At 51.7% G+C, this 21,960-nt stretch carries 19 protein-coding genes; 13 read left to right on the top strand and 6 right to left on the bottom strand.

From position 1 onward, the window contains the following. Positions 1-51: 51 nt before the first annotated feature. Together purU and AFK62_RS10785 are read right to left on the bottom strand one after the other, a co-directional pair. Positions 52-894, bottom strand: coding sequence for a formyltetrahydrofolate deformylase (gene purU, locus AFK62_RS10790; protein WP_007679563.1), 843 nt, complete (start codon positions 892-894; stop codon positions 52-54). Between the two features lie 52 nt (positions 895-946). Continuing rightward, positions 947-1,405: a YchJ family protein gene (locus tag AFK62_RS10785; protein WP_071884314.1), complete on the bottom strand. Its 459-nt coding sequence runs from the start codon at positions 1,403-1,405 to the stop codon at positions 947-949. Between the two features lie 399 nt (positions 1,406-1,804). Here AFK62_RS10785 and rssB point away from each other — a divergent pair, with 399 nt between their 5' ends. From rssB to AFK62_RS10765, 4 genes are all read left to right on the top strand, one after another. After that, positions 1,805-2,818 carry a two-component system response regulator RssB gene (gene rssB / locus AFK62_RS10780; RefSeq protein ID WP_007679568.1) on the top strand — a complete coding sequence of 338 codons (1,014 nt, stop codon included), beginning with the start codon at positions 1,805-1,807 and terminating at the stop codon, positions 2,816-2,818. A gap of 201 nt (positions 2,819-3,019) precedes the next feature. After that, positions 3,020-3,928: a UTP--glucose-1-phosphate uridylyltransferase GalU gene (gene galU, locus AFK62_RS10775; protein ID WP_007679573.1), complete on the top strand. Its 909-nt coding sequence runs from the start codon at positions 3,020-3,022 to the stop codon at positions 3,926-3,928. 21 nt (positions 3,929-3,949) lie between these two features. Continuing rightward, positions 3,950-5,290 (top strand): UDP-glucose dehydrogenase family protein, encoded by a 1,341-nt coding sequence (locus AFK62_RS10770; RefSeq protein ID WP_007679574.1) that lies wholly within the window; start codon positions 3,950-3,952, stop codon positions 5,288-5,290. Between the two features lie 14 nt (positions 5,291-5,304). Beyond that, positions 5,305-6,318 carry an NAD-dependent epimerase gene (locus tag AFK62_RS10765; protein WP_007679577.1) on the top strand — a complete coding sequence of 338 codons (1,014 nt, stop codon included), beginning with the start codon at positions 5,305-5,307 and terminating at the stop codon, positions 6,316-6,318. A gap of 112 nt (positions 6,319-6,430) precedes the next feature. Here the strand turns inward: AFK62_RS10765 and hns are convergent, their stop codons facing one another. Further along, positions 6,431-6,844 (bottom strand): histone-like nucleoid-structuring protein H-NS, encoded by a 414-nt coding sequence (gene hns, locus AFK62_RS10760; RefSeq protein WP_007679581.1) that lies wholly within the window; start codon positions 6,842-6,844, stop codon positions 6,431-6,433. Between the two features lie 540 nt (positions 6,845-7,384). On the opposite strand from hns, the gene tdk reads away from it, so the two are divergent. Further along, entirely contained in the window at positions 7,385-7,990 is a 606-nt protein-coding gene (gene tdk / locus AFK62_RS10755) for a thymidine kinase (protein ID WP_007679583.1), read from the top strand. Between the two features lie 306 nt (positions 7,991-8,296). On the opposite strand, the gene adhE is transcribed toward tdk, so the two are convergent. Further along, positions 8,297-10,975, bottom strand: a complete 2,679-nt coding sequence (adhE, locus tag AFK62_RS10750) for a bifunctional acetaldehyde-CoA/alcohol dehydrogenase (protein ID WP_053531899.1) — start codon at positions 10,973-10,975, stop codon at positions 8,297-8,299. A 481-nt stretch (positions 10,976-11,456) separates the two neighbouring features. Between adhE and AFK62_RS10745 the strand changes: the two genes are divergently transcribed. The 7 genes from AFK62_RS10745 (at position 11,457) to AFK62_RS10715 (ending at position 19,355) form a co-directional block, all read left to right on the top strand. Beyond that, the gene (locus AFK62_RS10745; protein ID WP_032984471.1) at positions 11,457-12,095 is read left to right on the top strand and encodes a YchE family NAAT transporter; all 639 of its coding nucleotides are present in this window, start codon (positions 11,457-11,459) and stop codon (positions 12,093-12,095) included. Positions 12,096-12,887: 792 nt separating this feature from the next. Then, positions 12,888-14,516 (top strand): oligopeptide ABC transporter substrate-binding protein OppA, encoded by a 1,629-nt coding sequence (oppA, locus tag AFK62_RS10740; RefSeq protein ID WP_053531898.1) that lies wholly within the window; start codon positions 12,888-12,890, stop codon positions 14,514-14,516. An 83-nt stretch (positions 14,517-14,599) separates the two neighbouring features. Beyond that, positions 14,600-15,520, top strand: a complete 921-nt coding sequence (gene oppB / locus AFK62_RS10735) for an oligopeptide ABC transporter permease OppB (RefSeq protein WP_007673995.1) — start codon at positions 14,600-14,602, stop codon at positions 15,518-15,520. 14 nt (positions 15,521-15,534) lie between these two features. Beyond that, the gene (oppC, locus tag AFK62_RS10730; protein WP_007673991.1) at positions 15,535-16,443 is read left to right on the top strand and encodes an oligopeptide ABC transporter permease OppC; all 909 of its coding nucleotides are present in this window, start codon (positions 15,535-15,537) and stop codon (positions 16,441-16,443) included. A gap of 11 nt (positions 16,444-16,454) precedes the next feature. Continuing rightward, the gene (oppD, locus tag AFK62_RS10725) at positions 16,455-17,468 is read left to right on the top strand and encodes an ABC transporter ATP-binding protein (protein ID WP_007673988.1); all 1,014 of its coding nucleotides are present in this window, start codon (positions 16,455-16,457) and stop codon (positions 17,466-17,468) included. After that, positions 17,465-18,469: a murein tripeptide/oligopeptide ABC transporter ATP binding protein OppF gene (oppF, locus tag AFK62_RS10720; RefSeq protein ID WP_007673981.1), complete on the top strand. Its 1,005-nt coding sequence runs from the start codon at positions 17,465-17,467 to the stop codon at positions 18,467-18,469. Before oppD ends, oppF begins: the two co-directional genes overlap by 4 nt. A gap of 46 nt (positions 18,470-18,515) precedes the next feature. Then, positions 18,516-19,355 carry an ion transporter gene (locus tag AFK62_RS10715; RefSeq protein ID WP_007673979.1) on the top strand — a complete coding sequence of 280 codons (840 nt, stop codon included), beginning with the start codon at positions 18,516-18,518 and terminating at the stop codon, positions 19,353-19,355. Between the two features lie 24 nt (positions 19,356-19,379). On the opposite strand, the gene AFK62_RS10710 is transcribed toward AFK62_RS10715, so the two are convergent. Both AFK62_RS10710 and cls read right to left on the bottom strand, forming a co-directional pair. Next, a complete protein-coding gene (locus AFK62_RS10710) occupies positions 19,380-19,709 on the bottom strand; it encodes an HI1450 family dsDNA-mimic protein (RefSeq protein ID WP_007673977.1) in 330 nt (109 codons plus the stop codon). A 34-nt stretch (positions 19,710-19,743) separates the two neighbouring features. Next, on the bottom strand, positions 19,744-21,204 hold the full coding sequence (cls, locus tag AFK62_RS10705; protein WP_007673975.1) for a cardiolipin synthase: 1,461 nt from the start codon (positions 21,202-21,204) through the stop codon (positions 19,744-19,746). 144 nt (positions 21,205-21,348) lie between these two features. Between cls and AFK62_RS21190 the strand changes: the two genes are divergently transcribed. Further along, complete coding sequence (locus tag AFK62_RS21190) at positions 21,349-21,522, top strand: YciY family protein (RefSeq protein WP_129232567.1); 174 nt, start codon at positions 21,349-21,351, stop codon at positions 21,520-21,522. The last annotated feature ends 438 nt before the right edge of the window (positions 21,523-21,960 follow it).

Here is a 21,960-nt window from a genome sequence, read left to right as displayed (position 1 = left end):
TGCGTACTTTTTGCCCGTAACGTTGTAAACCTGAACAAAACGGGCCATTTCTTACAAAATGATGGTGCGGTTGCCGTAGACAAACACGCGCTGGGCCAGTACCTGATACAGCGCGCGGCTCAGCACATTCTTCTCGACATCACGCCCGGCGCGCATCATATCTTCCGCCGTATAGGTGTGATCCACATGGATAACGTCCTGCATGATGATCGGGCCTTCGTCCAGATTATCATTCACATAGTGCGCCGTAGCGCCGATGATTTTCACGCCGCGCTCGTAAGCCTGATGATAAGGGCGCGCGCCAATAAATGCTGGCAGGAAGGAGTGGTGGATATTAATTATCTTGTTCGGGAAGCGGGCAACGAAATCGGGCGTCAGCACGCGCATATATTTCGCCAGTACGACGTAATCTGGATCGTGCGCGGCGATGGCGTCTGCCATCAAATTATCGTGCGCCTCGCGCGTCAGCCCTTCGTGGCTCACCAGTTCAAACGGAATATCAAAACGCTCCACCAGCGGGCGCAGCGTGTCGTGGTTGCCTATCACCGCCGCGATGTCCACATCAAGACCGCCGTAGTTGGCTTTCATCAGCAAATCGCCCAGGCAGTGCGCCTCTTTCGTCACCAGAATCACGACGCGGCGACGACCGGCCGGGTTCAGTTCACGCACGGAGCCGGCTGGCAGCGCGCTGTCGAGATCGGCAAGCAGCGTCGCGTCGTTAAAAATGCCTTCCAGTTCGGTACGCATGAAAAAGCGGCCGGTGCGATGATCGACGAATTCGTTGTTCTGCACGATATTCAGCTCGTGCTTGTAACAAATATTGGTGATGCGTGCGATGAGCCCTTTCTGATCGGGGCAGATGGTACGCAGTACTTTACGTTGTAATGCTTGCATTGCAGGGGTGATCCTGTTGATGGTTTGCCAGATGTGTTGTCAGTCAGCGGTGTTATTGCCCGCAACACTTTTTAAATTTTTTCCCGGAGCCACACGGGCACGGATCGTTGCGTCCGAACACCGGGCGGGTGCCGTCGATATAGTACCAGCGGCCCTGTTCATTCAGAAAACGTGACCGCTCAATTAGCGCGCCAGATTTACCATTTTCCTGGAAACGCGCCACAAAACTGACGTACGCTTCGCTTTCGGTATGACCCGGCGCTTCTTCAAAAATCGTCAGGCCAAGCCATTGTGTATGGGCGAACCCCGCTTCGATATCAGCGCGCAGGGCGTCAGCCTGGCAGGCGGGATGCCAGGTCTTTATCAGATAATCCGCATTTTTCATCACAAACGCGCAGTAACGAGAGCGCATAAGTTGTGATGCAAGGGCTGCGCTCCGGTTACCAGAAAGATAAGGCTGGCAACATAGGCTATACTCCAGAGCGCTACCGCAAGGACAAAGTTCCGACACGATTTCTCCTTGAGGACAAAATTAAGGCGTTAAACGCCACAGCGGCACTATGTTAACCGAGCGGCGGCCTTGATGCCACGCTGCCCGCAGCCTCAGGCTCTGGGCGGTGAATTTTCCGGCTCGTACCGATGCTGCGAACAATGCAGACTTTTAGTCCAGGCGTTTCATGCCGGACGAACATACACAGCAAGGCTTAGCCTCACACAAAGGTATAAAATAAAGTATACACATGCTGCAGTTTATCTTTTGGACACAGGGCACTATCACCCCCGCTTCACGGCGCCAGGCGCAAAAGCGTTATATTTCTTCCTGTTGCGCTTACATTCTTCGGGCAATTCTGACAGGCAGGGCCCGCCTGAACATGCCAAACTTGGCAATAAGTCATTCAGGGGGGGAGAGATGACGCAACCATTAGCCGGAAAACAGATCCTCATTGTTGAAGATGAAGCCGTTTTTCGCTCGATGCTTGATGCATGGCTTTCTTCATTAGGCGCACAGACGCAGGGCGCTGAAGATGGCGTCGATGCGCTGGAAAAAATGCAAGGCACCTCGCCGGATCTGCTGATTTGCGATCTGGAAATGCCACGTATGAACGGATTGAAGCTGATTGAGCGGCTTCGCAACGACGGCAATCAAACGCCCATTCTGGTTATCTCCGCCACTGATAACATGGCCGATATTGCCAAAGCGCTGCGCCTTGGCGTACAGGATGTGTTGCTCAAGCCCGTTAAAGATTTTAACCGGCTGCGTGAAACCGTTTACGCCTGCCTCTATCCCAATATGTTCAACTCGCGAGTCGAGGAAGAGGAGCGGCTGTTCCAGGACTGGGATGCGCTGGTCAATAACCCCCATGCGGCCGCGAAATTGTTGAAAGAGCTTCAGCCTCCAGTGCAACAGGTGATGTCGCACTGTCGTGTTAATTATCGGCAACTGGTTGCCGCCGATGAGCTGGGCCTGGTGCTGGATATCGCGCCTATTTCAGATAACGATCTTGCGTTTTATTGCCTTGATGTCACGCGCGCCGGCGATAACGGCGTGCTGGCGGCGTTATTATTACGCGCGTTGTTTAATGGTTTGTTGCAAGAACAACTTTCCCGAGAACGTCAGCGTTTACCGGAGCTTGGGGCTTTACTTAAGCAGGTAAATCAATTATTGCGCCAGGCGAACTTGTATGGACAGTTTCCTCTCCTGGTCGGTTATTACCACAGCGAATTAAAAAACCTCATATTAGTCTCAGCGGGTCTTAACGCCACGCTTAATACCGGTGATAACCAAATTCAGCTCAGTAATGGTGTCCCTTTGGGCACCTTAGGCAATACTTACTTAAATCAAATCAGCCAGCGCTGTGAATCCTGGCAGTGCCAGGTTTGGGGTGCGGGCGGCCGTTTAAGACTCATGTTGTCTGCGGAATGAGCATTTGATTTATCTGATGCAGATAGCTTTTCCAGGCTATCTGCCCAGGTGCTAATATCGCGTCAGTTTTCTTCGTATTTGTCCTAAATTGCCATGACATAAGGGTATTCAGACTCTTTCCCCAATTCTAAGCTGATATACTCGAACGCGTTTTTAATTGACGAACAAGTGTGAAACTTGAACAGTCCAGGAGAATATTCAATGGCTGCCATTAATTCGAAAGTGAAAAAAGCAGTAATCCCTGTTGCGGGATTAGGAACCAGGATGTTGCCGGCCACGAAGGCGATTCCAAAAGAGATGCTGCCGCTGGTGGATAAACCGTTAATTCAGTATGTCGTTAATGAGTGTATTGCCGCTGGCATTACTGAGATTGTTCTGGTCACTCACTCCTCAAAAAATTCCATCGAAAACCACTTCGATACCAGCTTTGAACTTGAAGCGATGCTGGAAAAACGCGTTAAGCGCCAGTTGCTGGAAGAAGTGCAGTCTATCTGCCCGCCGCACGTCACCATCATGCAGGTACGCCAGGGTCTGGCGAAGGGCCTGGGGCACGCAGTTATGTGCGCGCATCCGGTCGTAGGTGACGAGCCGGTCGCGGTTATTCTGCCAGACGTGATTCTGGACGAATTCGAATCCGATCTGTCTCAGGACAACCTCGCAGAAATGATTAAACGTTTCGACGAGACGGGCCGCAGCCAAATCATGGTTGAACCGGTCGCTGATGTTACCGCGTACGGCGTTGTGGATTGCCAGGGCGCGCAGCTGCAGGCTGGCGACAGCGTGCCGATGGTTGGCATTGTTGAAAAACCGAAAGCCGATGTCGCGCCGTCTAACCTCGCGGTTGTAGGTCGTTACGTGCTGGGCGCGGATATCTGGCCTCTGCTGGCTAAAACCCCTCCGGGAGCCGGTGACGAAATCCAGTTGACCGACTCTATCGCCATGCTGATGGATAAAGAGACCGTCGAGGCGTACCACATGAAAGGCAAAAGCCACGATTGCGGCAACAAACTGGGTTATATGCAGGCCTTTGTGGAATACGGAATTCGCCACAAGACGCTGGGTGAAGAGTTTAAAACCTGGCTCAACGAGACCGTTGGCGACAAGAAGTAATTAATCACCCGGGACAACGTAATGAAAGTAACCGTATTTGGTATTGGCTACGTGGGGCTGGTGCAGGCTGCTGTACTGGCAGAAGTTGGGCATGACGTAATGTGTATCGACGTTGATGCCAATAAGGTCGAGAACCTGAAAAAGGGTGTCATCCCGATTTATGAGCCCGGCCTGACGCCACTGGTGAAGAAAAACTATGAAGAAGGGCGTCTGCATTTCAGCACTGACGCGGCTGAAGGCGTTAACCACGGCGTAATGCAGTTTATCGCCGTGGGCACGCCGCCGGACGAAGACGGCTCCGCTGACCTGAAATACGTCACGGCGGTAGCGCGCACGATCGCTCAGCACATGACCAGCCATAAAGTGGTGCTGGACAAGTCCACCGTTCCGGTGGGCACTGCTGACAAAGTGCGCCAGGTTATGAGCGAAACGCTGAAAGCCCGTGGTGCGGAGTTCCCGTTCGACGTAGTGTCTAACCCGGAGTTCCTGAAAGAGGGTGCTGCGGTAGCAGACTGCATGCGTCCTGAGCGTATCGTTGTCGGTACCGACAACGACGACGTCGTTGAGCTGCTGCGTGAGCTCTATGAGCCGTTTAACCGCAATCACGACCGCATGATCCTGATGGATATCCGTAGCGCAGAGCTGACCAAATACGCCGCCAACTGCATGCTGGCGACTAAAATCAGCTTTATGAACGAGATTTCAAACCTGGCGGAACGCCTGGGCGCAGATATCGAGAAAGTACGTCAGGGTATCGGTTCTGATCCCCGTATCGGTTACCACTTTATCTATCCGGGCTGTGGCTACGGCGGTTCTTGCTTCCCCAAAGATGTTCAGGCGCTGATCCGCACGGCTGAACATATCGGGTATGTGCCGCGTCTGCTGCAGGCGGTAGAAAATGTCAACAACGATCAGAAAATGAAGCTGCCAGAATTTATTCGCCGTCATTTCGGCGAAAATCTGGAAGGCAAAACGTTCGCGTTGTGGGGACTTTCGTTCAAACCGAATACTGACGATATGCGTGAAGCCTCCAGCCGTGTGCTGATGGAAGAGCTGTGGAAACGTGGCGCGACCATTCAGGCTTTCGATCCGGAAGCGATGGATGAAACCCAGCGTATTTATGGCCATCGTGCCGACTTACGTCTGATGGGCACGAAAGAAGCGGCGCTGCAGGGTGCGGACGCGTTGATTATCTGTACCGAGTGGCAGGCATTCCGCGCGCCGGATTTTGATTTCATCAAAAATTCCCTGAAGGAACCGGTTATCTTTGATGGTCGTAACCTGTATGATCCGGCAAGGCTCAGCAAACGCGGCTTTGTTTATTATGCAATCGGCCGTGGAGCATCCCTTAACATTGCATAATTAATGAGGATCGTATGAAATTTCTGGTTACCGGCGCAGCAGGCTTTATTGGTTTTCACGTCAGCGAACGTCTGCTGGCAGCCGGTCACCAGGTTATCGGTATCGATAACCTGAATGATTATTATGACGTCAACCTCAAACTTGCCCGTCTCAATATTCTTAACAAACACACCGCGTTTCATTTCGAAAAAATTGATCTGGCTGACCGTCAGGCAATGGAAACCTTATTTGCTCAGCATCAACCGCAGCGCGTAATTCATCTTGCGGCACAGGCGGGGGTGCGTTATTCCCTGGAAAATCCTCATGCTTATGCGGATGCCAACCTGACCGGGCATTTAAACATTCTGGAAGGTTGCCGACACCATAAAGTTGAGCATTTATTATACGCCTCCTCCAGCTCGGTTTATGGTCTCAACCGTAAAATGCCTTTTTCGACCGATGATTCTGTAGACCATCCGGTTTCTTTATATGCCGCGACGAAAAAGGCCAATGAGCTAATGTCGCATACTTATTCGCATCTGTACGGTCTGCCAACGACAGGGCTACGCTTTTTTACCGTTTATGGCCCGTGGGGCCGTCCGGATATGGCGCTGTTCAAATTTACCCAAGCGATTGTTAAAGGCAGTAGCATTGATGTGTATAACCATGGCCAGATGCGTCGAGATTTTACTTATATCGACGATATAGCAGAGGCGATTGTTCGCTTGCAGGATGTTATTCCGCAAGCAGACCCGCAGTGGACCGTGGAAAACGGCTCGCCGGCAACCAGTTCTGCGCCTTATCGTGTCTATAATATCGGCAACAGTTCTCCCGTTGCGTTAATGGATTATATCTCTGCGCTGGAAAAAGCATTGGGTAAAGAAGCGCAGAAAAATATGCTGCCAATGCAACCCGGCGACGTGCTGGAAACCAGCGCTGATACTTCTGCGCTTTATAATGTGATTGGCTTTAAACCGCAGACTTCTGTTGAAGAGGGCGTTAAACGTTTTGTAGCGTGGTACAAGGCGTTTTATAACGTAGCAGAGTAATCTGTAAGGCACTGCGCTGAACGCCTCTTAAGCATTATAAGAGGCTATAAAAACAAAAACCCCGCCATGGCGGGGTTTTTTATACAGCACCGTAAGCACTGTCTGAACGAAATTAATCCTTGATCAGGAAATCGTCCAGCTGTTTGCCTTGCTCGTCGATAGCTTTTTTGATGACTGCCGGGGTGCGGCCCTGACCGGTCCAGGTTTTGCTTTCGCCGTTTTCATCGGTGTAACGATATTTAGCCGGACGCGCAGCACGTTTAGCTTTGGTGCCGGTTTTAGCGGCAGACATGCTGTTCAGCAATTCATTCGGATCAATACCGTCAGCAATCAGCATTTCACGGTACTGCTGTAATTTACGAGTACGTTCTTCGATTTCCGCAGCGGCGGCGCTTTCTTCTTCACGGCGCTCATTTACAACCACTTCTAATTTCTCCAGCATCTCTTCCAGAGTTTCCAGAGTACATTCTCTCGCCTGTGCACGAAGAGTACGGATGTTGTTCAGAATTTTAAGTGCTTCGCTCATTGTAGTAATCTCAAACTTATAATGGGGTGGTGTGTTGAGCTAATAATAGAGCCTTAAATTCAGTTCTGCAATAGGTCGGAATGTAAGGAAGTCAAAATATCGGATTATTTGTGGTCATTTAAAAAGGCGAAACTTAAATTTTTCTTGAAGTGACGCACAAAGCTACTGGGGGAAAATGTGTCGTCTATCGCGAGCGTCAGGCGGGCATTCTCCTGAGAAACACCATTTTTTAAGGGTTTATTATCCTCAAGAAGAAATATGCTCCCTTTGTATTAGTAGATCCTTGAGTGGCACTTGTGCCTGTCATATTAGAATACGAACCAACCAAAAGTATTTCGATTAATGGACTAAAGTGCCCAGTGTCTTCACAGTTTATCCACAATACGGGGCGCCAATGTGTTTCAAAGTGTTGAGTCCTTTCCATGAGCGTATCGCTATATAAGCATGTGTGTGGTCAGCAACGGCGGCGGCACGCGATCCTTAGAGAATATGATACACTGGCCGCAACGTACCAACACTTAAGCCAGGGTTATCGAGCAGATGGCGCAACTTTATTTTTACTACTCGGCAATGAATGCCGGTAAATCGACGGCATTACTACAATCATCATATAACTATCAGGAAAGGGGAATGCGCACGCTGGTTTATACCGCGGAAATTGATGATCGCTTTGGCGCAGGGAAGGTCAGTTCCCGTATAGGATTATCCTCGCCTGCACGGCTTTATAACCAGCACACCTCTTTATTAAATGATATTCAGGATCAACATCACCACGCACCAGTACATTGCGTGCTGGTGGACGAATGCCAGTTTCTGACCCGTGAACAGGTTTATGAACTTTCCGAAGTCGTCGATAAGCTGGATATTCCTGTGCTCTGTTATGGCCTGCGTACCGATTTCCAGGGCGAATTATTTAGCGGCAGCCAATATCTGCTGGCGTGGTCCGATAAACTGGTTGAGCTGAAAACGGTCTGCTTTTGCGGGCGTAAAGCGGGCATGGTGCTCCGTCTCGATCAAGAAGGACGACCTTACAATGAGGGTGAACAGGTCGTCATTGGCGGTAACGAGCGTTATGTGTCCGTATGCCGGAAGCATTATAAAGAAGCACTGGAAAAAGGCTCGCTAAAAGCCATACAAGGTGTTTAATCAATACGGTTTAGGTAACTGTCCCGTTTGTAAAAAAAGCCTCAGAAATGCGCTGAGGCTTTTTTATGGGGATGAGGGGTAACAGGCCTGATGTATGGTCAGCGGTATATCGTGGAGTGGTGGTGCGTTAGCCGAAATCTGGCTCATAGCATCGCAACACAGCCCATCCGCAGAAGAGGGAATTCTCGCATTAAGCCTCTGCATCTAATCCATTAACAGCGCTTGAGTAACTATCGGTACCGCTGAGGATGTTATAACAGGCATAAAAAAACCCGCCGGGAGGCGGGTTTATAATTTTAAGCCAGATTAAACGGTTTTCTTGGCTTTTTTGTCAGCTTTCACGACCGGGGCGGTTTCCGCTTTTGCAGTTTCTGCGCCTTCCTTGTATTCGCGACCGTAGAAGCTATCCAGCAGGATTTGTTTCAGCTCGGCAATCAGCGGATAACGCGGGTTAGCGCCAGTACACTGGTCATCGAAAGCATCTTCGGACAGCTTGTCGACATGCGCCAGGAAGTCAGCTTCCTGAACACCCGCTTCACGAATGGACTTCGGAATGCCCAGTTCAGCTTTAATGCTTTCCAGCCACGCCAGCAGTTTCTCGATTTTCGCGGCGGTACGGTCACCCGGTGCAGACAGGCCAAGGTGATCGGCAACTTCAGCATAACGACGGCGCGCTTGCGGGCGATCATACTGGCTAAAGGCGGTCTGCTTCGTCGGGTTATCGTTCGCGTTATAGCGGATAACGTTAGAAATCAGCAGGGCGTTCGCGAGACCGTGCGGGATATGGAACTGCGAACCCAGTTTATGTGCCATTGAGTGGCACACGCCCAGGAAGGCGTTCGCAAACGCGATACCAGCGATAGTAGCTGCACTGTGTACACGCTCACGCGCTACCGGGTTTTTAGAACCTTCATGATACGAAGCCGGCAGGTTATCTTTCAGCAGTTTCAGTGCCTGCAGCGCCTGACCGTCAGAGAATTCAGAGGCCAGAACAGAAACGTAAGCTTCCAGTGCGTGCGTTACAGCATCCAGGCCACCGAACGCGCACAGCGATTTCGGCATGTCCATTACCAGGTTAGCGTCCACAATCGCCATATCCGGCGTCAGCGCGTAGTCTGCCAGCGGATATTTCTGGCCGGTTTCGTCGTCGGTCACGACCGCAAACGGGGTAACTTCGGAACCGGTACCGGACGTTGTAGTGACAGCGATCATTTTCGCTTTCACACCCATTTTCGGGAACTTGTAGATACGTTTACGGATATCCATAAAGCGCAGTGCCAGTTCTTCAAAGTGGGTTTCCGGATGCTCGTACATGACCCACATGATTTTCGCCGCATCCATCGGAGAGCCGCCGCCCAGCGCGATGATGACATCCGGTTTAAAGGAGTTCATCAGTTCAGCGCCTTTACGTACAACGCTTAATGTCGGGTCAGCTTCTACTTCAAAGAACACTTCGGTTTCAACGCCCGCTGCTTTAAGCACAGAGGTGATTTGATCCGCATAACCGTTGTTAAACAGGAAGCGGTCAGTCACGATCATGGCGCGTTTGTGACCGTCGGTAATCACTTCGTCCATTGCAATCGGCAGCGAGCCGCGACGGAAGTAGATAGATTTCGGAAGTTTATGCCACAACATGTTTTCAGCTCGCTTAGCAACGGTTTTCTTGTTGATCAGGTGCTTCGGACCAACGTTTTCAGAGATGGAGTTACCACCCCATGAGCCGCAACCCAGCGTCAGAGACGGTGCCAGTTTGAAGTTGTAGAGATCCCCGATACCGCCCTGAGAAGCCGGCGTATTGATGAGAATACGCGCGGTTTTCATTTTGTCGCCAAAGAAGCTGACGCGAGCCGGTTGGTTGTCCTGATCCGTATACAGGCAGGAGGTATGACCGATACCACCCATGGCAACCAGTTTTTCCGCTTTTTCTACCGCATCTTCGAAATCTTTCGCACGGTACATAGCAAGGGTAGGGGAGAGTTTTTCGTGAGCGAACGGTTCGCTCTCATCAACGAGTGAAACTTCACCGATAAGAATTTTGGTGCTGGACGGCACGGTAATACCGGCCATTTCCGCAATTTTCACCGCAGGCTGACCTACGATAGCAGCGTTAAGACCACCGTTTTTCAGAATGATATTCTGTACGGCTTTAAGCTCTGCGCCCTGCAGCAGATAACCGCCATGCGTTGAGAAACGTTCGCGTACGGCATCGTAAACAGAATCGACGACAACAACAGACTGCTCTGAAGCACAGATGACGCCGTTATCGAATGTTTTGGACATCAGTACAGACGCAACCGCACGTTTGATATCTGCGGTTTCATCGATAACCACCGGGGTGTTACCGGCACCAACACCGATTGCTGGTTTACCAGAACTGTAAGCCGCTTTCACCATGCCCGGTCCACCAGTTGCCAGGATCAGATTGATGTCCGGATGATGCATAAGCGCGTTGGACAGCTCGACAGACGGTTCATCAATCCAGCCGATCAAGTCTTTTGGCGCGCCCGCAGCGATGGCTGCCTGCAGGACGATATCAGCCGCTTTGTTTGTGGCGTTTTTAGCACGCGGATGCGGAGAGAAGATAATGGCGTTACGCGTCTTCAGGCTGATCAATGACTTGAAGATAGCGGTAGAAGTCGGGTTAGTCGTCGGGACAATACCGCAGATGATCCCGATAGGTTCGGCGATGGTGATAGTCCCGAAGGTATCATCTTCATCGAGGATGCCACAGGTCTTCTCATCTTTGTAAGCGTTGTAGATATATTCAGAAGCAAAGTGGTTTTTGATCACTTTGTCTTCAACAATACCCATTCCGGATTCGGCAACAGCCATTTTAGCGAGGGGGATTCGAGCATCTGCAGCGGCCAGAGCGGCGGCGCGGAAGATTTTGTCAACCTGCTCTTGAGTGAAATTGGCATATTCACGCTGGGCTTTTTTGACGCGCTCGACGAGGGCGTTTAGTTCAGCGACATTAGTAACAGCCATAATGCTCTCCTGATAATGTTAAACTCTTTTAGTAAATCATCTGCTCGAAACGACAGTATAGTCAGCCCCAAACAGCGTGCGTTACAGACAGGTTTGCCAGCAAAACGACCAGAAACCTCCGCTGATTTACTAAAAGAGCCTTGCCTAAAAACATTCATCTGGAAAATGTTTTACTCCCTGGCGGCATCATCAAGATACTCACTTCTGAGTAGCAAAAGCGTGATCTAAATCAATTTAACCCCATGCTGACTCCTTTCAGCAGCCCTTCTGACGGTAATTCAGCGACGGTTAATATATTTGCTACATCTAAGGAATTTTAACTTACCATAAAACTAACAAAAGAATAACACAGGTCGACGCGGTCAATATGGCGCGAGATCGAGAAAGCATAACGCCGTAATGGCGTAGCGTATGCAGGCCTTTTGGATTACATTACGCGACGCCGTTGCCTACCCAATCTGCGGAGCATCCTTTGAACTCTATGCTGTTTGATTTACCCACGTTTTTTAAATTCTTTATTGGCCTGTTCGCGCTGGTAAACCCCGTGGGCATCATTCCTGTTTTTATTAGTATGACGAGCTACCAGACGGCGGTAGCCCGCAATAAAACGAACCTCACCGCCAATCTCTCGGTTGCCATTATTCTCTGGACATCACTTTTCCTGGGCGACGCGATTCTTCAGGTTTTTGGTATTTCGATTGACTCGTTTCGCATTGCGGGCGGCATTCTGGTCGTCACTATTGCGATGTCGATGATTAGCGGCAAGCTTGGCGAAGATAAACAAAACAAGCAGGAAAAATCGGAGACAGCTATCCGCGAAAGTATTGGTGTTGTACCGCTGGCGCTGCCACTGATGGCCGGGCCGGGTGCCATCAGTTCGACTATCGTCTGGGGGACGCGCTACCACAGCTGGCAGTATTTGATTGGCTTTACCCTTGCCATTGCGCTATTCGCCGCCTGCTGTTGGGGAGTGTTTCGTCTGGCACCCTGGCTGGTTCGGCTGCTCGGGCAGACCGGCATTAATGTTATTACGCGTATCATGGGTTTACTGCTAATGGCGCTTGGTATTGAATTTATTGTGACAGGCATTAAAGCGTTGTTTCCAGGCCTTGTAAGTTAGTCATCTTCCAGCTGATAAAAAGCGGAGCGGAAGCTTCGCTTTTTTCTTCTATTATTAGCATTTCCTATAACACGTCCCTTTCCGCGTTTCGACATATAACTTTATCTGATATTAGCCAAAACTTTATTAAAACAATGAATTACAGGCCCGGTTACATTCATTGCGTACACAAATAAAGCAATCAGTCTGTTATTTCCCTCACATGATACTTTGAGTATTGATGCGGGTTTAACGAAATGTTATTAGTAATTTCAACGCCACTGCAGATAAATGTGCTAATTTTTGTTCAATTGTTAACGTTATGTTGTGGCTGACTGTTGTAAGCATCACACGCCAGTTACTCGACTTGTTTTTTCATCAATGTATTGATAATAAAAAGAAAAATGGGTCATTTTGAGCTTTTAGAACAAGTTGGCGCAACGCCAGGCAATGCGACAAAAGAGAAGCGGTTAACAAATTTGTAAATTGTATTGGCGCACAATTCACGCATTTGATACTTTCCGGCAAAACATTTGCCTGCGAATTATCAGCAGATGAGAATGATTTTCGTATGAAAGCGCTTTCCCTCAACAGGTAGCGCGACAAGAGACTGTCCTTAAAACAGGGAAGGGCAGGAAAAGAATCGACGACAGGCTGCCACAGAGCAACCGTGATAAATAAAGTCGGTGATAGCACGTAGTAAAAATGAAAAACCACCTGGCAGACGCGAAAGCTCCTGCGCTGCACAGGTCCCCATTAGGGGAGAACGGGCTGGCTTTGGTCAGTAATAATAATGAGTGGAGTACCAACACAATGTCCATCATCACAAAAAAAAGTCTGGTAGCGGCGGGGATCCTTTCTGCGCTAATCGCGGGTAACGCAATGGCTGCGAATGTACCTGCGGGTGTGCAACTGGCGGAGAAGCAAACGCTGGTGCGCAATAATGGTTCGGAAGTTCAGTCTCTCGACCCGCATAAAATTGAAGGCGTGCCTGAGTCGAACATTAACCGCGATCTGTTTGAAGGTCTGCTGGTGACTGACGTAGAAGGCCACCCGAGCGCGGGTGTTGCTGAAAAGTGGGAAAACAAAGATTTTAAAGTCTGGACCTTCCATTTGCGTAAAGACGCGAAGTGGTCCAACGGCGAGCCGGTCACAGCGCAGGATTTTGTCTACAGCTGGCAGCGTCTGGCCGATCCGAAAACTGCCTCCCCGTATGAAAGCTATTTGCAGTACGGCCACATCACCAATATCGACGACATTATCGCGGGTAAAAAACCGGCCACCGATCTCGGTGTTAAAGCCATTGATGACCATACGCTTGAAGTAACCCTTAGCGAGCCGGTCCCGTATTTCTATAAACTGCTGGTGCACTCCTCCATGTCTCCGGTGCCTAAAGCGACCGTTGAGAAATTTGGCGATAAATGGACCCAGCCTGCGAACATCGTATCGAATGGCGCGTATAAGCTGAAATCCTGGGTAGTGAACGAGCGCATCGTGCTTGAGCGCAATACCAACTACTGGGATAACGCGAAAACCGTTATCAACGAAGTTACTTATCTGCCTATCTCTTCAGAAGTCACTGACGTAAACCGCTACCGCAGCGGTGAAATCGACATGACCTATAACAACATGCCGATTGAACTCTTCCAGAAACTGAAAAAAGAGATCCCTAAAGAAGTCCACGTTGACCCGTATCTGTGTACCTACTACTACGAAATCAACAACCAGAAACCGCCATTTAATGATCCGCGCGTTCGTACCGCGCTGAAGCTGGGTCTGGATCGTGACATCATCGTGCATAAAGTGAAAAACCAGGGCGACCTGCCGGCTTACGGCTATACCCCGCCTTACACTGACGGCGCGAAATTCACCGAACCGGCCTGGTTCAAAATGACCCAGGAACAGCGTAACGCAGAAGCCAAGAAACTGCTGGCTGAAGCAGGTTATACCGCGGACAAACCGCTGACGTTTGATCTGCTCTACAACACCTCTGATCTGCACAAGAAACTGGCGATTGCTGCCGCGTCCATCTGGAAGAAAAACCTGGGCGTGAACGTGAAGCTGGAAAACCAGGAGTGGAAAACGTTCCTGGATACCCGTCATCAGGGCAACTTCGACGTGGCGCGTGCGGGCTGGTGTGCGGATTACAACGAGCCGACCTCTTTCCTGAACACCATGCTGTCTGACAGCTCCAACAACACCGCGCATTATAAGAGCGAGGCGTTTGATAAGCTGATGGAAGATACGCTGAAGGTGAGCGATGAAGGCCAGCGTAGCGAGCTTTACAATAAAGCGGAGCAGCAACTGGATAAAGATTCCGCCATCGTGCCGGTTTACTACTACGTGAACGCCCGTCTGGTGAAACCGTGGGTCGGTGGTTACACCGGTAAAGACCCGCTGGATAATGTCTACGTTAAAAACCTGTATATTATCAAACATTAATGGCAATTCGTGGGGCAGGGTTTCCTGCCCCACTGTGTCTTATTTTTCCGTGAGTCAAAGGCACACGCCAGAAGGTACGGGCAATGTTAAAATTTATTTTACGTCGCTGTCTGGAAGCGATTCCGACGCTATTTATCCTTATTACTATCTCCTTCTTTATGATGCGTCTCGCGCCGGGCAGTCCTTTTACCGGCGAACGTAACCTGCCGCCGGAAGTCATGGCGAATATCGAGGCGAAATACCATCTCAACGACCCCATCATGACCCAGTACTTCAACTATCTGAAGCAACTGGCGAAAGGTGATTTCGGTCCGTCCTTTAAATATAAGGACTATTCAGTTAACGATCTTGTCGCGTCCAGCTTCCCGGTTTCCGCGAAATTAGGCGCCGCAGCATTTTTGCTTGCTGTGATTTTGGGCGTCGCAGCGGGTGTCATGGCGGCGCTTAAGCAAAACACGAAATGGGATTTCGCTGTCATGGGGGTGGCAATGACCGGCGTAGTCATACCGAGCTTCGTGGTCGCGCCATTGCTGGTCATGATCTTCGCCATCACTCTGCACTGGCTGCCGGGCGGCGGCTGGAATGGCGGGGCGCTGAAATTCATGATCCTGCCGATGGTCGCACTCTCCCTTGCGTACATTGCAAGCATCGCGCGTATTACCCGTGGCTCGATGATTGAAGTCTTGCACTCCAACTTCATCCGTACTGCCCGTGCGAAAGGTCTGCCGATGCGCCGGATAATTCTCCGCCATGCGCTCAAGCCTGCGCTGCTGCCGGTACTCTCCTATCTGGGACCTGCGTTTGTTGGGATCATTACCGGCTCTATGGTTATCGAAACCATTTACGGTCTGCCAGGTATCGGACAGCTGTTCGTAAACGGTGCGCTCAACCGCGACTACTCACTGGTGCTGAGCCTGACGATTCTGGTCGGTGCGCTGACTATTTTGTTTAACGCGATTGTTGATGTGCTGTATGCCGTTATCGATCCGAAAATTCGCTACTGACACTGGAGTACGCCATGATGTTGAGTAAGAAAAACAGCGAGGCGCTGGAAAACTTCAGTGAAAAACTGGAAGTAGAAGGGCGTAGCCTGTGGCAGGACGCCCGCCGTCGCTTTATGCATAACCGCGCGGCGGTGGCGAGCCTGATTGTGCTTGCGATTATCGCGCTCTTTGTGACACTTGCACCGATGCTGTCGCAGTTCAGCTATTTTGATACCGACTGGGGCATGATGTCGGCTGCGCCGGATACGGAATCGGGCCACTGGTTCGGCACGGACTCTTCAGGGCGCGATCTGCTGGTGCGTGTGGCTATCGGTGGGCGTATCTCGCTGATGGTCGGCGTCGCCGCGGCGCTCGTCGCGGTGATCGTCGGCACTCTGTACGGTTCGCTGTCAGGGTATCTCGGCGGTAAAGTGGATTCGGTCATGATGCGTCTGCTGGAGATCCTCAACTCCTTCCCGTTCATGTTCTTCGTTATCCTGCTGGTAACCTTTTTTGGTCAAAACATCCTGCTTATCTTCGTGGCTATCGGGATGGTGTCCTGGCTTGATATGGCACGTATTGTCCGCGGGCAGACGCTGAGCCTGAAACGCAAAGAGTTCATCGAAGCCGCTCAGGTGGGCGGGGTATCGACCGCCAATATTGTGGTGCGTCATATTGTGCCGAACGTGCTGGGCGTGGTCGTCGTCTATGCGTCCCTGCTCGTGCCGAGCATGATCCTGTTCGAATCATTCTTAAGCTTCCTCGGTCTCGGTACGCAGGAGCCGCTTAGCTCCTGGGGCGCGCTGCTGAGCGATGGCGCCAACTCGATGGAAGTATCGCCCTGGCTGCTGCTCTTCCCGGCGGGTTTCCTGGTGATCACCCTGTTTTGTTTTAACTTTATCGGCGATGGCCTGCGTGATGCCCTCGACCCGAAAGATCGTTAAGGAGTGCCGCCATGAGCACCATTGAACTCTCTGCGCAGCAAGCTTCTGCAACGTCATCAGCGACGCTGCTGGATGTGAAAGATCTGCGTGTCACGTTCGGGACCCCTGACGGCGACGTCACGGCGGTCAACGACCTGAACTTCAGCCTGCGCGCCGGTGAAACGCTCGGTATCGTGGGCGAATCCGGCTCCGGCAAATCTCAGACTGCATTTGCGCTGATGGGCCTGCTGGCCACCAACGGCCGCATCGGGGGTTCGGCAACCTTTAACGGTCGTGAAATCCTCAACCTGCCGGAACGCGAGCTCAACCGCCTGCGCGCCGAACAGATCTCGATGATTTTCCAGGATCCGATGACGTCGCTGAACCCGTATATGCGCGTCGGCGAACAGCTAATGGAAGTGCTGATGCTGCACAAAAGCATGAGCAAAGCCGAAGCGTTTGAAGAGTCAGTTCGTATGCTGGACGCGGTTAAAATGCCGGAAGCGCGCAAGCGCATGCGCATGTATCCGCATGAGTTTTCCGGCGGGATGCGCCAGCGTGTGATGATCGCGATGGCGCTGTTATGCCGTCCTAAGCTTTTGATCGCTGATGAACCGACCACCGCGCTCGACGTGACCGTCCAGGCGCAGATCATGACGCTTCTGAATGAGCTTAAGCGCGAATTCAACACCGCTATCATCATGATCACTCACGACCTCGGCGTGGTTGCAGGTATCTGCGATAAAGTACTGGTGATGTATGCAGGTCGTACCATGGAATATGGCAAAGCGCGCGACGTGTTTTACGATCCGGCGCACCCGTACTCTATCGGTCTGCTCAACGCCGTGCCGCGTCTTGACGCCGAAGGGGAATCCCTGCTGACCATTCCTGGCAATCCGCCGAACCTGTTGCGTCTGCCGAAAGGCTGTCCGTTCCAGCCGCGCTGTCCGCACGCGATGGACATTTGCAGCACGATGCCTCCGCTGGAGGAGTTCGCTCCAGGCCGCCTGCGCGCCTGCTTTAAACCGGTGGAGGAACTGAAATGAGCACCCTTGCTGAAGACAGAAAAGTGCTGCTCGAAGTGGCCGATCTTAAGGTGCATTTCGATATCAAGGATGGCAAACAGTGGTTCTGGCAGCCGTCCAAAACGTTAAAAGCGGTCGACGGAGTGACGCTGCGCCTGTACGAAGGGGAAACCCTGGGCGTGGTGGGTGAGTCCGGCTGCGGCAAATCGACCTTCGCGCGTGCGATTATTGGCCTGGTGAAAGCCACCAGTGGTCGCGTGGCGTGGCTTGGCAAAGATTTGATGGGCATGAAACCGAATGAATGGCGCGATGTGCGCAATGACATCCAGATGATTTTCCAGGATCCGCTGGCCTCGCTAAACCCGCGTATGACCATTGGCGATATCATCGCCGAACCGCTGCGAACGTATCATCCCAAAATGCCGCGTCAGGAAGTGCGCGATCGCGTGAAAGCGATGATGATGAAAGTGGGCCTGCTGCCAAACCTGGTGAACCGCTATCCGCATGAATTTTCCGGCGGCCAGTGTCAGCGCATCGGCATCGCCCGCGCGCTGATCCTTGAACCGAAGCTGATTATCTGCGATGAGCCGGTCTCGGCGCTCGATGTGTCGATTCAGGCGCAGGTGGTAAACCTGTTACAAAAACTGCAGCGTGAAATGGGGCTGTCGCTCATCTTTATCGCCCACGACCTGGCGGTAGTGAAGCACATTTCCGATCGCGTTCTGGTGATGTATCTGGGGCATGCGGTAGAGCTTGGCACCTATGATGAGGTCTATCATCATCCGCTGCATCCTTACACCCGCGCGCTGATGTCAGCGGTGCCAATCCCGGACCCGGATCTCGAAAAGAACAAAACCATCCAACTGCTGGAAGGCGAACTGCCTTCGCCTATCAACCCACCATCTGGCTGCGTGTTCCGCACCCGCTGCCCGATGGCTGGCCCGGAATGCGCAAAGACGCGTCCGGTGCTGGAAGGGAGTTTCCGACACGCGGTTTCCTGCCTGAAGGTGGACCCGTTATAATTGCAGGGGCTGGCAGGTGCCAGCCCTTCTTTATAGCGAGGACAACGTGTCAGGGATAACAGAGTTTCGTCAACGCGCTTACCACTTCCTCTTCGACCAGCATCAGCACAGCGGCCGACGCTTTGAAGCGTTCTGCGGTCTGTTCGCGCTCTTTAGCGTGGTGGTCGTTTTTATCGAATCCGGCATCGGCACGCAATATCATCTTACCTATGACGAATGGCATATTTTCGTCTGGCTGGAGATGGGCATTACGCTGATTTTCACGCTGGAATATTTGCTTCGTCTCGCCGTCTGGCCCAATCCGGCGCGCTATGTGCTGAGTTTCTGGGGACTTATCGATCTGGCGACGGTGTTGCCGCTCTATGTGCTTTGGCTCTGGCCGGAGCTTGGCATGAATTATTTGTTTATCTGGCGCACATTGCGTGCCGTACGCGTGCTGCGAATCCTTAAACTGCTGCGCATGATGGGGTCTGCCAGGCTGCTCTGGCAGACGATTGTTAACGCGCGACACCAGCTCATCGTCTTTTACGCGTTTATTTCGATCGTAATGGTGATAGCCGGGGCGCTGATGTATGGCATCGAAGGGGCGTCGAGCGGCTTTAACACGCTCGGTACATCGGTCTACTGGGCCGTCGTCACGGTGACAACCGTCGGCTATGGCGATATCACGCCGCATACTGCTGGCGGGCGCGCCGTGGCGTCACTGCTGATTTTGATAGGCTATTCGGTGATCGCTATCCCGACCGGCATTATCACCGCGCAGATGACCAGTGCGCTGACAGAGAAAAAAGCGGCGCAACGCTGCCCATCCTGCGGCACAACGTGTCAGGAGCAGGCGCATTACTGCCACGCATGTGGAACCAGAATCAAAGAAGAGAAGCAGTAGCGCGGCGACTGCCGCGCGGCGGGGTTATTCACGCCACAGAATGTGGCACAGCTTGTGATCTTTTTCGCGGCACAACAACACACGGGCGAAGACATCAGTTATTTCGTCGCCTTCTTTTTCCGCAAGTCCAATGACAACTTCAGAGAAGAAATCCGGGTTCAGATCGTAATCGACATGTTCATGCCACTCTTCCGACGGGTCGAAAAGTTCGGCACCGCCGCGCTCTTCAAACTGTAAATTAAACAGAATGATATCTGCCGGATCGAGATTGTCTGCCGCCAGCTCCAGAAAAATGTCATAAGCCTGTTCGAGCGTTTCGTCTTCCGTCAGGCGGTTATTCAGATCCATTTCCATCGTGACTACCCCAGTAAATGATGTTGGGCACGTTTTACAGCAACGGGCTGAAGAAGTAAAACAGTCGCTCCACGACGCGCTGCCAGAACGGCCGCTTTACCCACAGGCGCGCATCCAGCAGGCGGGAGCGAGAGATGTAATCATCCTGCACCTCCGCCAGATCCGACCCGAAACCGGTATCGTCGATCACCAGTGTGATTTCAAAATTGAGCCACAGGCTACGCATATCCAGATTGACGGTGCCCACAAGGCTAAGCTCGCCGTCCACCAGAACGCTTTTCGTATGCAGCAGGCCGCCTTCGAACTGATAAATTTTTACGCCCGCCGCCAGCAGTTCGCTAAAAAACGCGCGGCTGGCCCAGCCGACCAGCAGAGAGTCGTTTTTGCGCGGCAAAATAATGCTGACATCAACACCGCGTTGCGCCGCGGTACAGATGGCGTGCAACAGATCGTCGCTTGGCACAAAGTAGGGTGTGGTCATGATGAGGTATTCACGCGCCGCGTACACGGAGGTCAGCAGCGCCTGATGAATAAGATCTTCCGGGAAACCTGGGCCGGAGGCGATGGTGTGGATAGTATGCCCGCTGGCCTGTTCAAACGGCATGATATTGCCATCTGGCGCAGGCGGCAGCAGACGTTTACCTGTTTCAATCTCCCAGTCGCAGGAGTAGACGATCCCCATTGCGGTAGCGACCGGGCCTTCCATTCGCGCCATCAAATCGACCCACTGACCGACGCCCGCGTCCTGTTTAAAATAGCGCGGGTCAACCATGTTCATGCTGCCGGTGTAAGCGATGTAGTTATCTATCATGATCATCTTGCGGTGCTGGCGCAGGTCCATACGACGCAGGAAAACACGCAACAGATTAACTTTCAACGCCTCCACCACTTCGATGCCCGCATTGCGCATCATGCCCACCCAGGGGCTTCTGAAGAACGCGACGCTGCCTGCGGAATCAAGCATCAGCCGGCAATGTACGCCGCGCCGCGCCGCCGCCATCAGTGATTCCGCCACCTGATCCGCCATGCCGCCGGGCTGCCAGATATAAAAAACCATCTCAATATTGTGTCGCGCGAGCTGGATATCGCGAATAAGCGCCTGCATCACGTCATCGGAAGACGTCAGCAATTGCAACTGGTTGCCTTTTACCCCGGCGATGCCCTGACGGCGTTCACACAGCTGGAAGAGGGCGCTTGCCACCGCGCTGTTTTCTTCGGCGAAGATATGTTTGCAGGCTTTCAGATCGTTAAGCCATTTCGCCGTGGAAGGCCACATTGCGCGGGCGCGTTCGGCGCGACGCTTGCCCAGATGCAGTTCTCCCACAGACAGATACGCGACAATCCCTACCAGCGGCAGAATATAAATGACAAGCAGCCAGGCCATGGCGGAGGGCACTGCGCGACGTTTCATCAGGATGCGTAACGTTATGCCCGCGATAAGCAGCCAGTATCCCAGAATGAGCAGCCAACTCACTACCGTGTAGAAGGTTGTCATAGATTAAAAATCCTTTAAAAAGCGTATCGTTAAGAGTTTACGCACAACCCTGTCGCACTCCAATAAGAACGTGCCAGAAAAGCGCTGGTCTGCGGGCCGGAAGGGACTATAATGTCGGCTCTGTTTCAGTCAAGAGTAGTAGAAATGAGGCGTAGTAGAACCGAAGTTGGGCGCTGGCGCATGCAGCGGCAGTCTCAACGGCGTAAAGCTCGCTGGCTGGAAGCACAATCCCGACGCAATATGCGAATCCACGCTATCAGAAAATGTGTTCTGAATCGTCAGCGCAATTCGTTGCTGTTCGCCATCCACGATCGCTAAACGCAGTGAAAGGGCACCGCCTGCGGTGCCCCCGAATGTCTCCTTCACGCTTTTTCATACCGCCTTTTCCCGCCGCGTTAATAACGCCTGTTTTATCCCTTTTTTATCGGCTTTGCTCTTGTCCTGTTCGCGTTAAATTTCCCGAAGCAACTTCTCGCGCCGCGCTAATGGTTTTAAATAAAATTAGGAATATTCTGGTATAAGAATTTGCTTAATAAGGAAGGGCAAATTTGAATATTTCTTGCGTGGGAATATGCTGAATGTTTGCGAGAAAATCCTTAAAAAACAATGCATTGGTAAGGTTTTCAAAACTTAACGTAAATTCACAATTTGAAATATATCCTGTATTCCCGCTGGTGATAATTGCTCTTATGTAAAATGAAGCATTTTTAATGTTATTTCCGGCGATTGTTTCTGGTCTGTCCAGGTTAGATTAAC

The organism is Cronobacter condimenti 1330 (assembly GCF_001277255.1).
GTDB lineage: Bacteria > Pseudomonadota > Gammaproteobacteria > Enterobacterales > Enterobacteriaceae > Cronobacter > Cronobacter condimenti.
The sequence above is the reverse complement of the archived record's forward strand: the minus strand, read 5'-3'. Positions and strand labels throughout refer to the sequence as shown.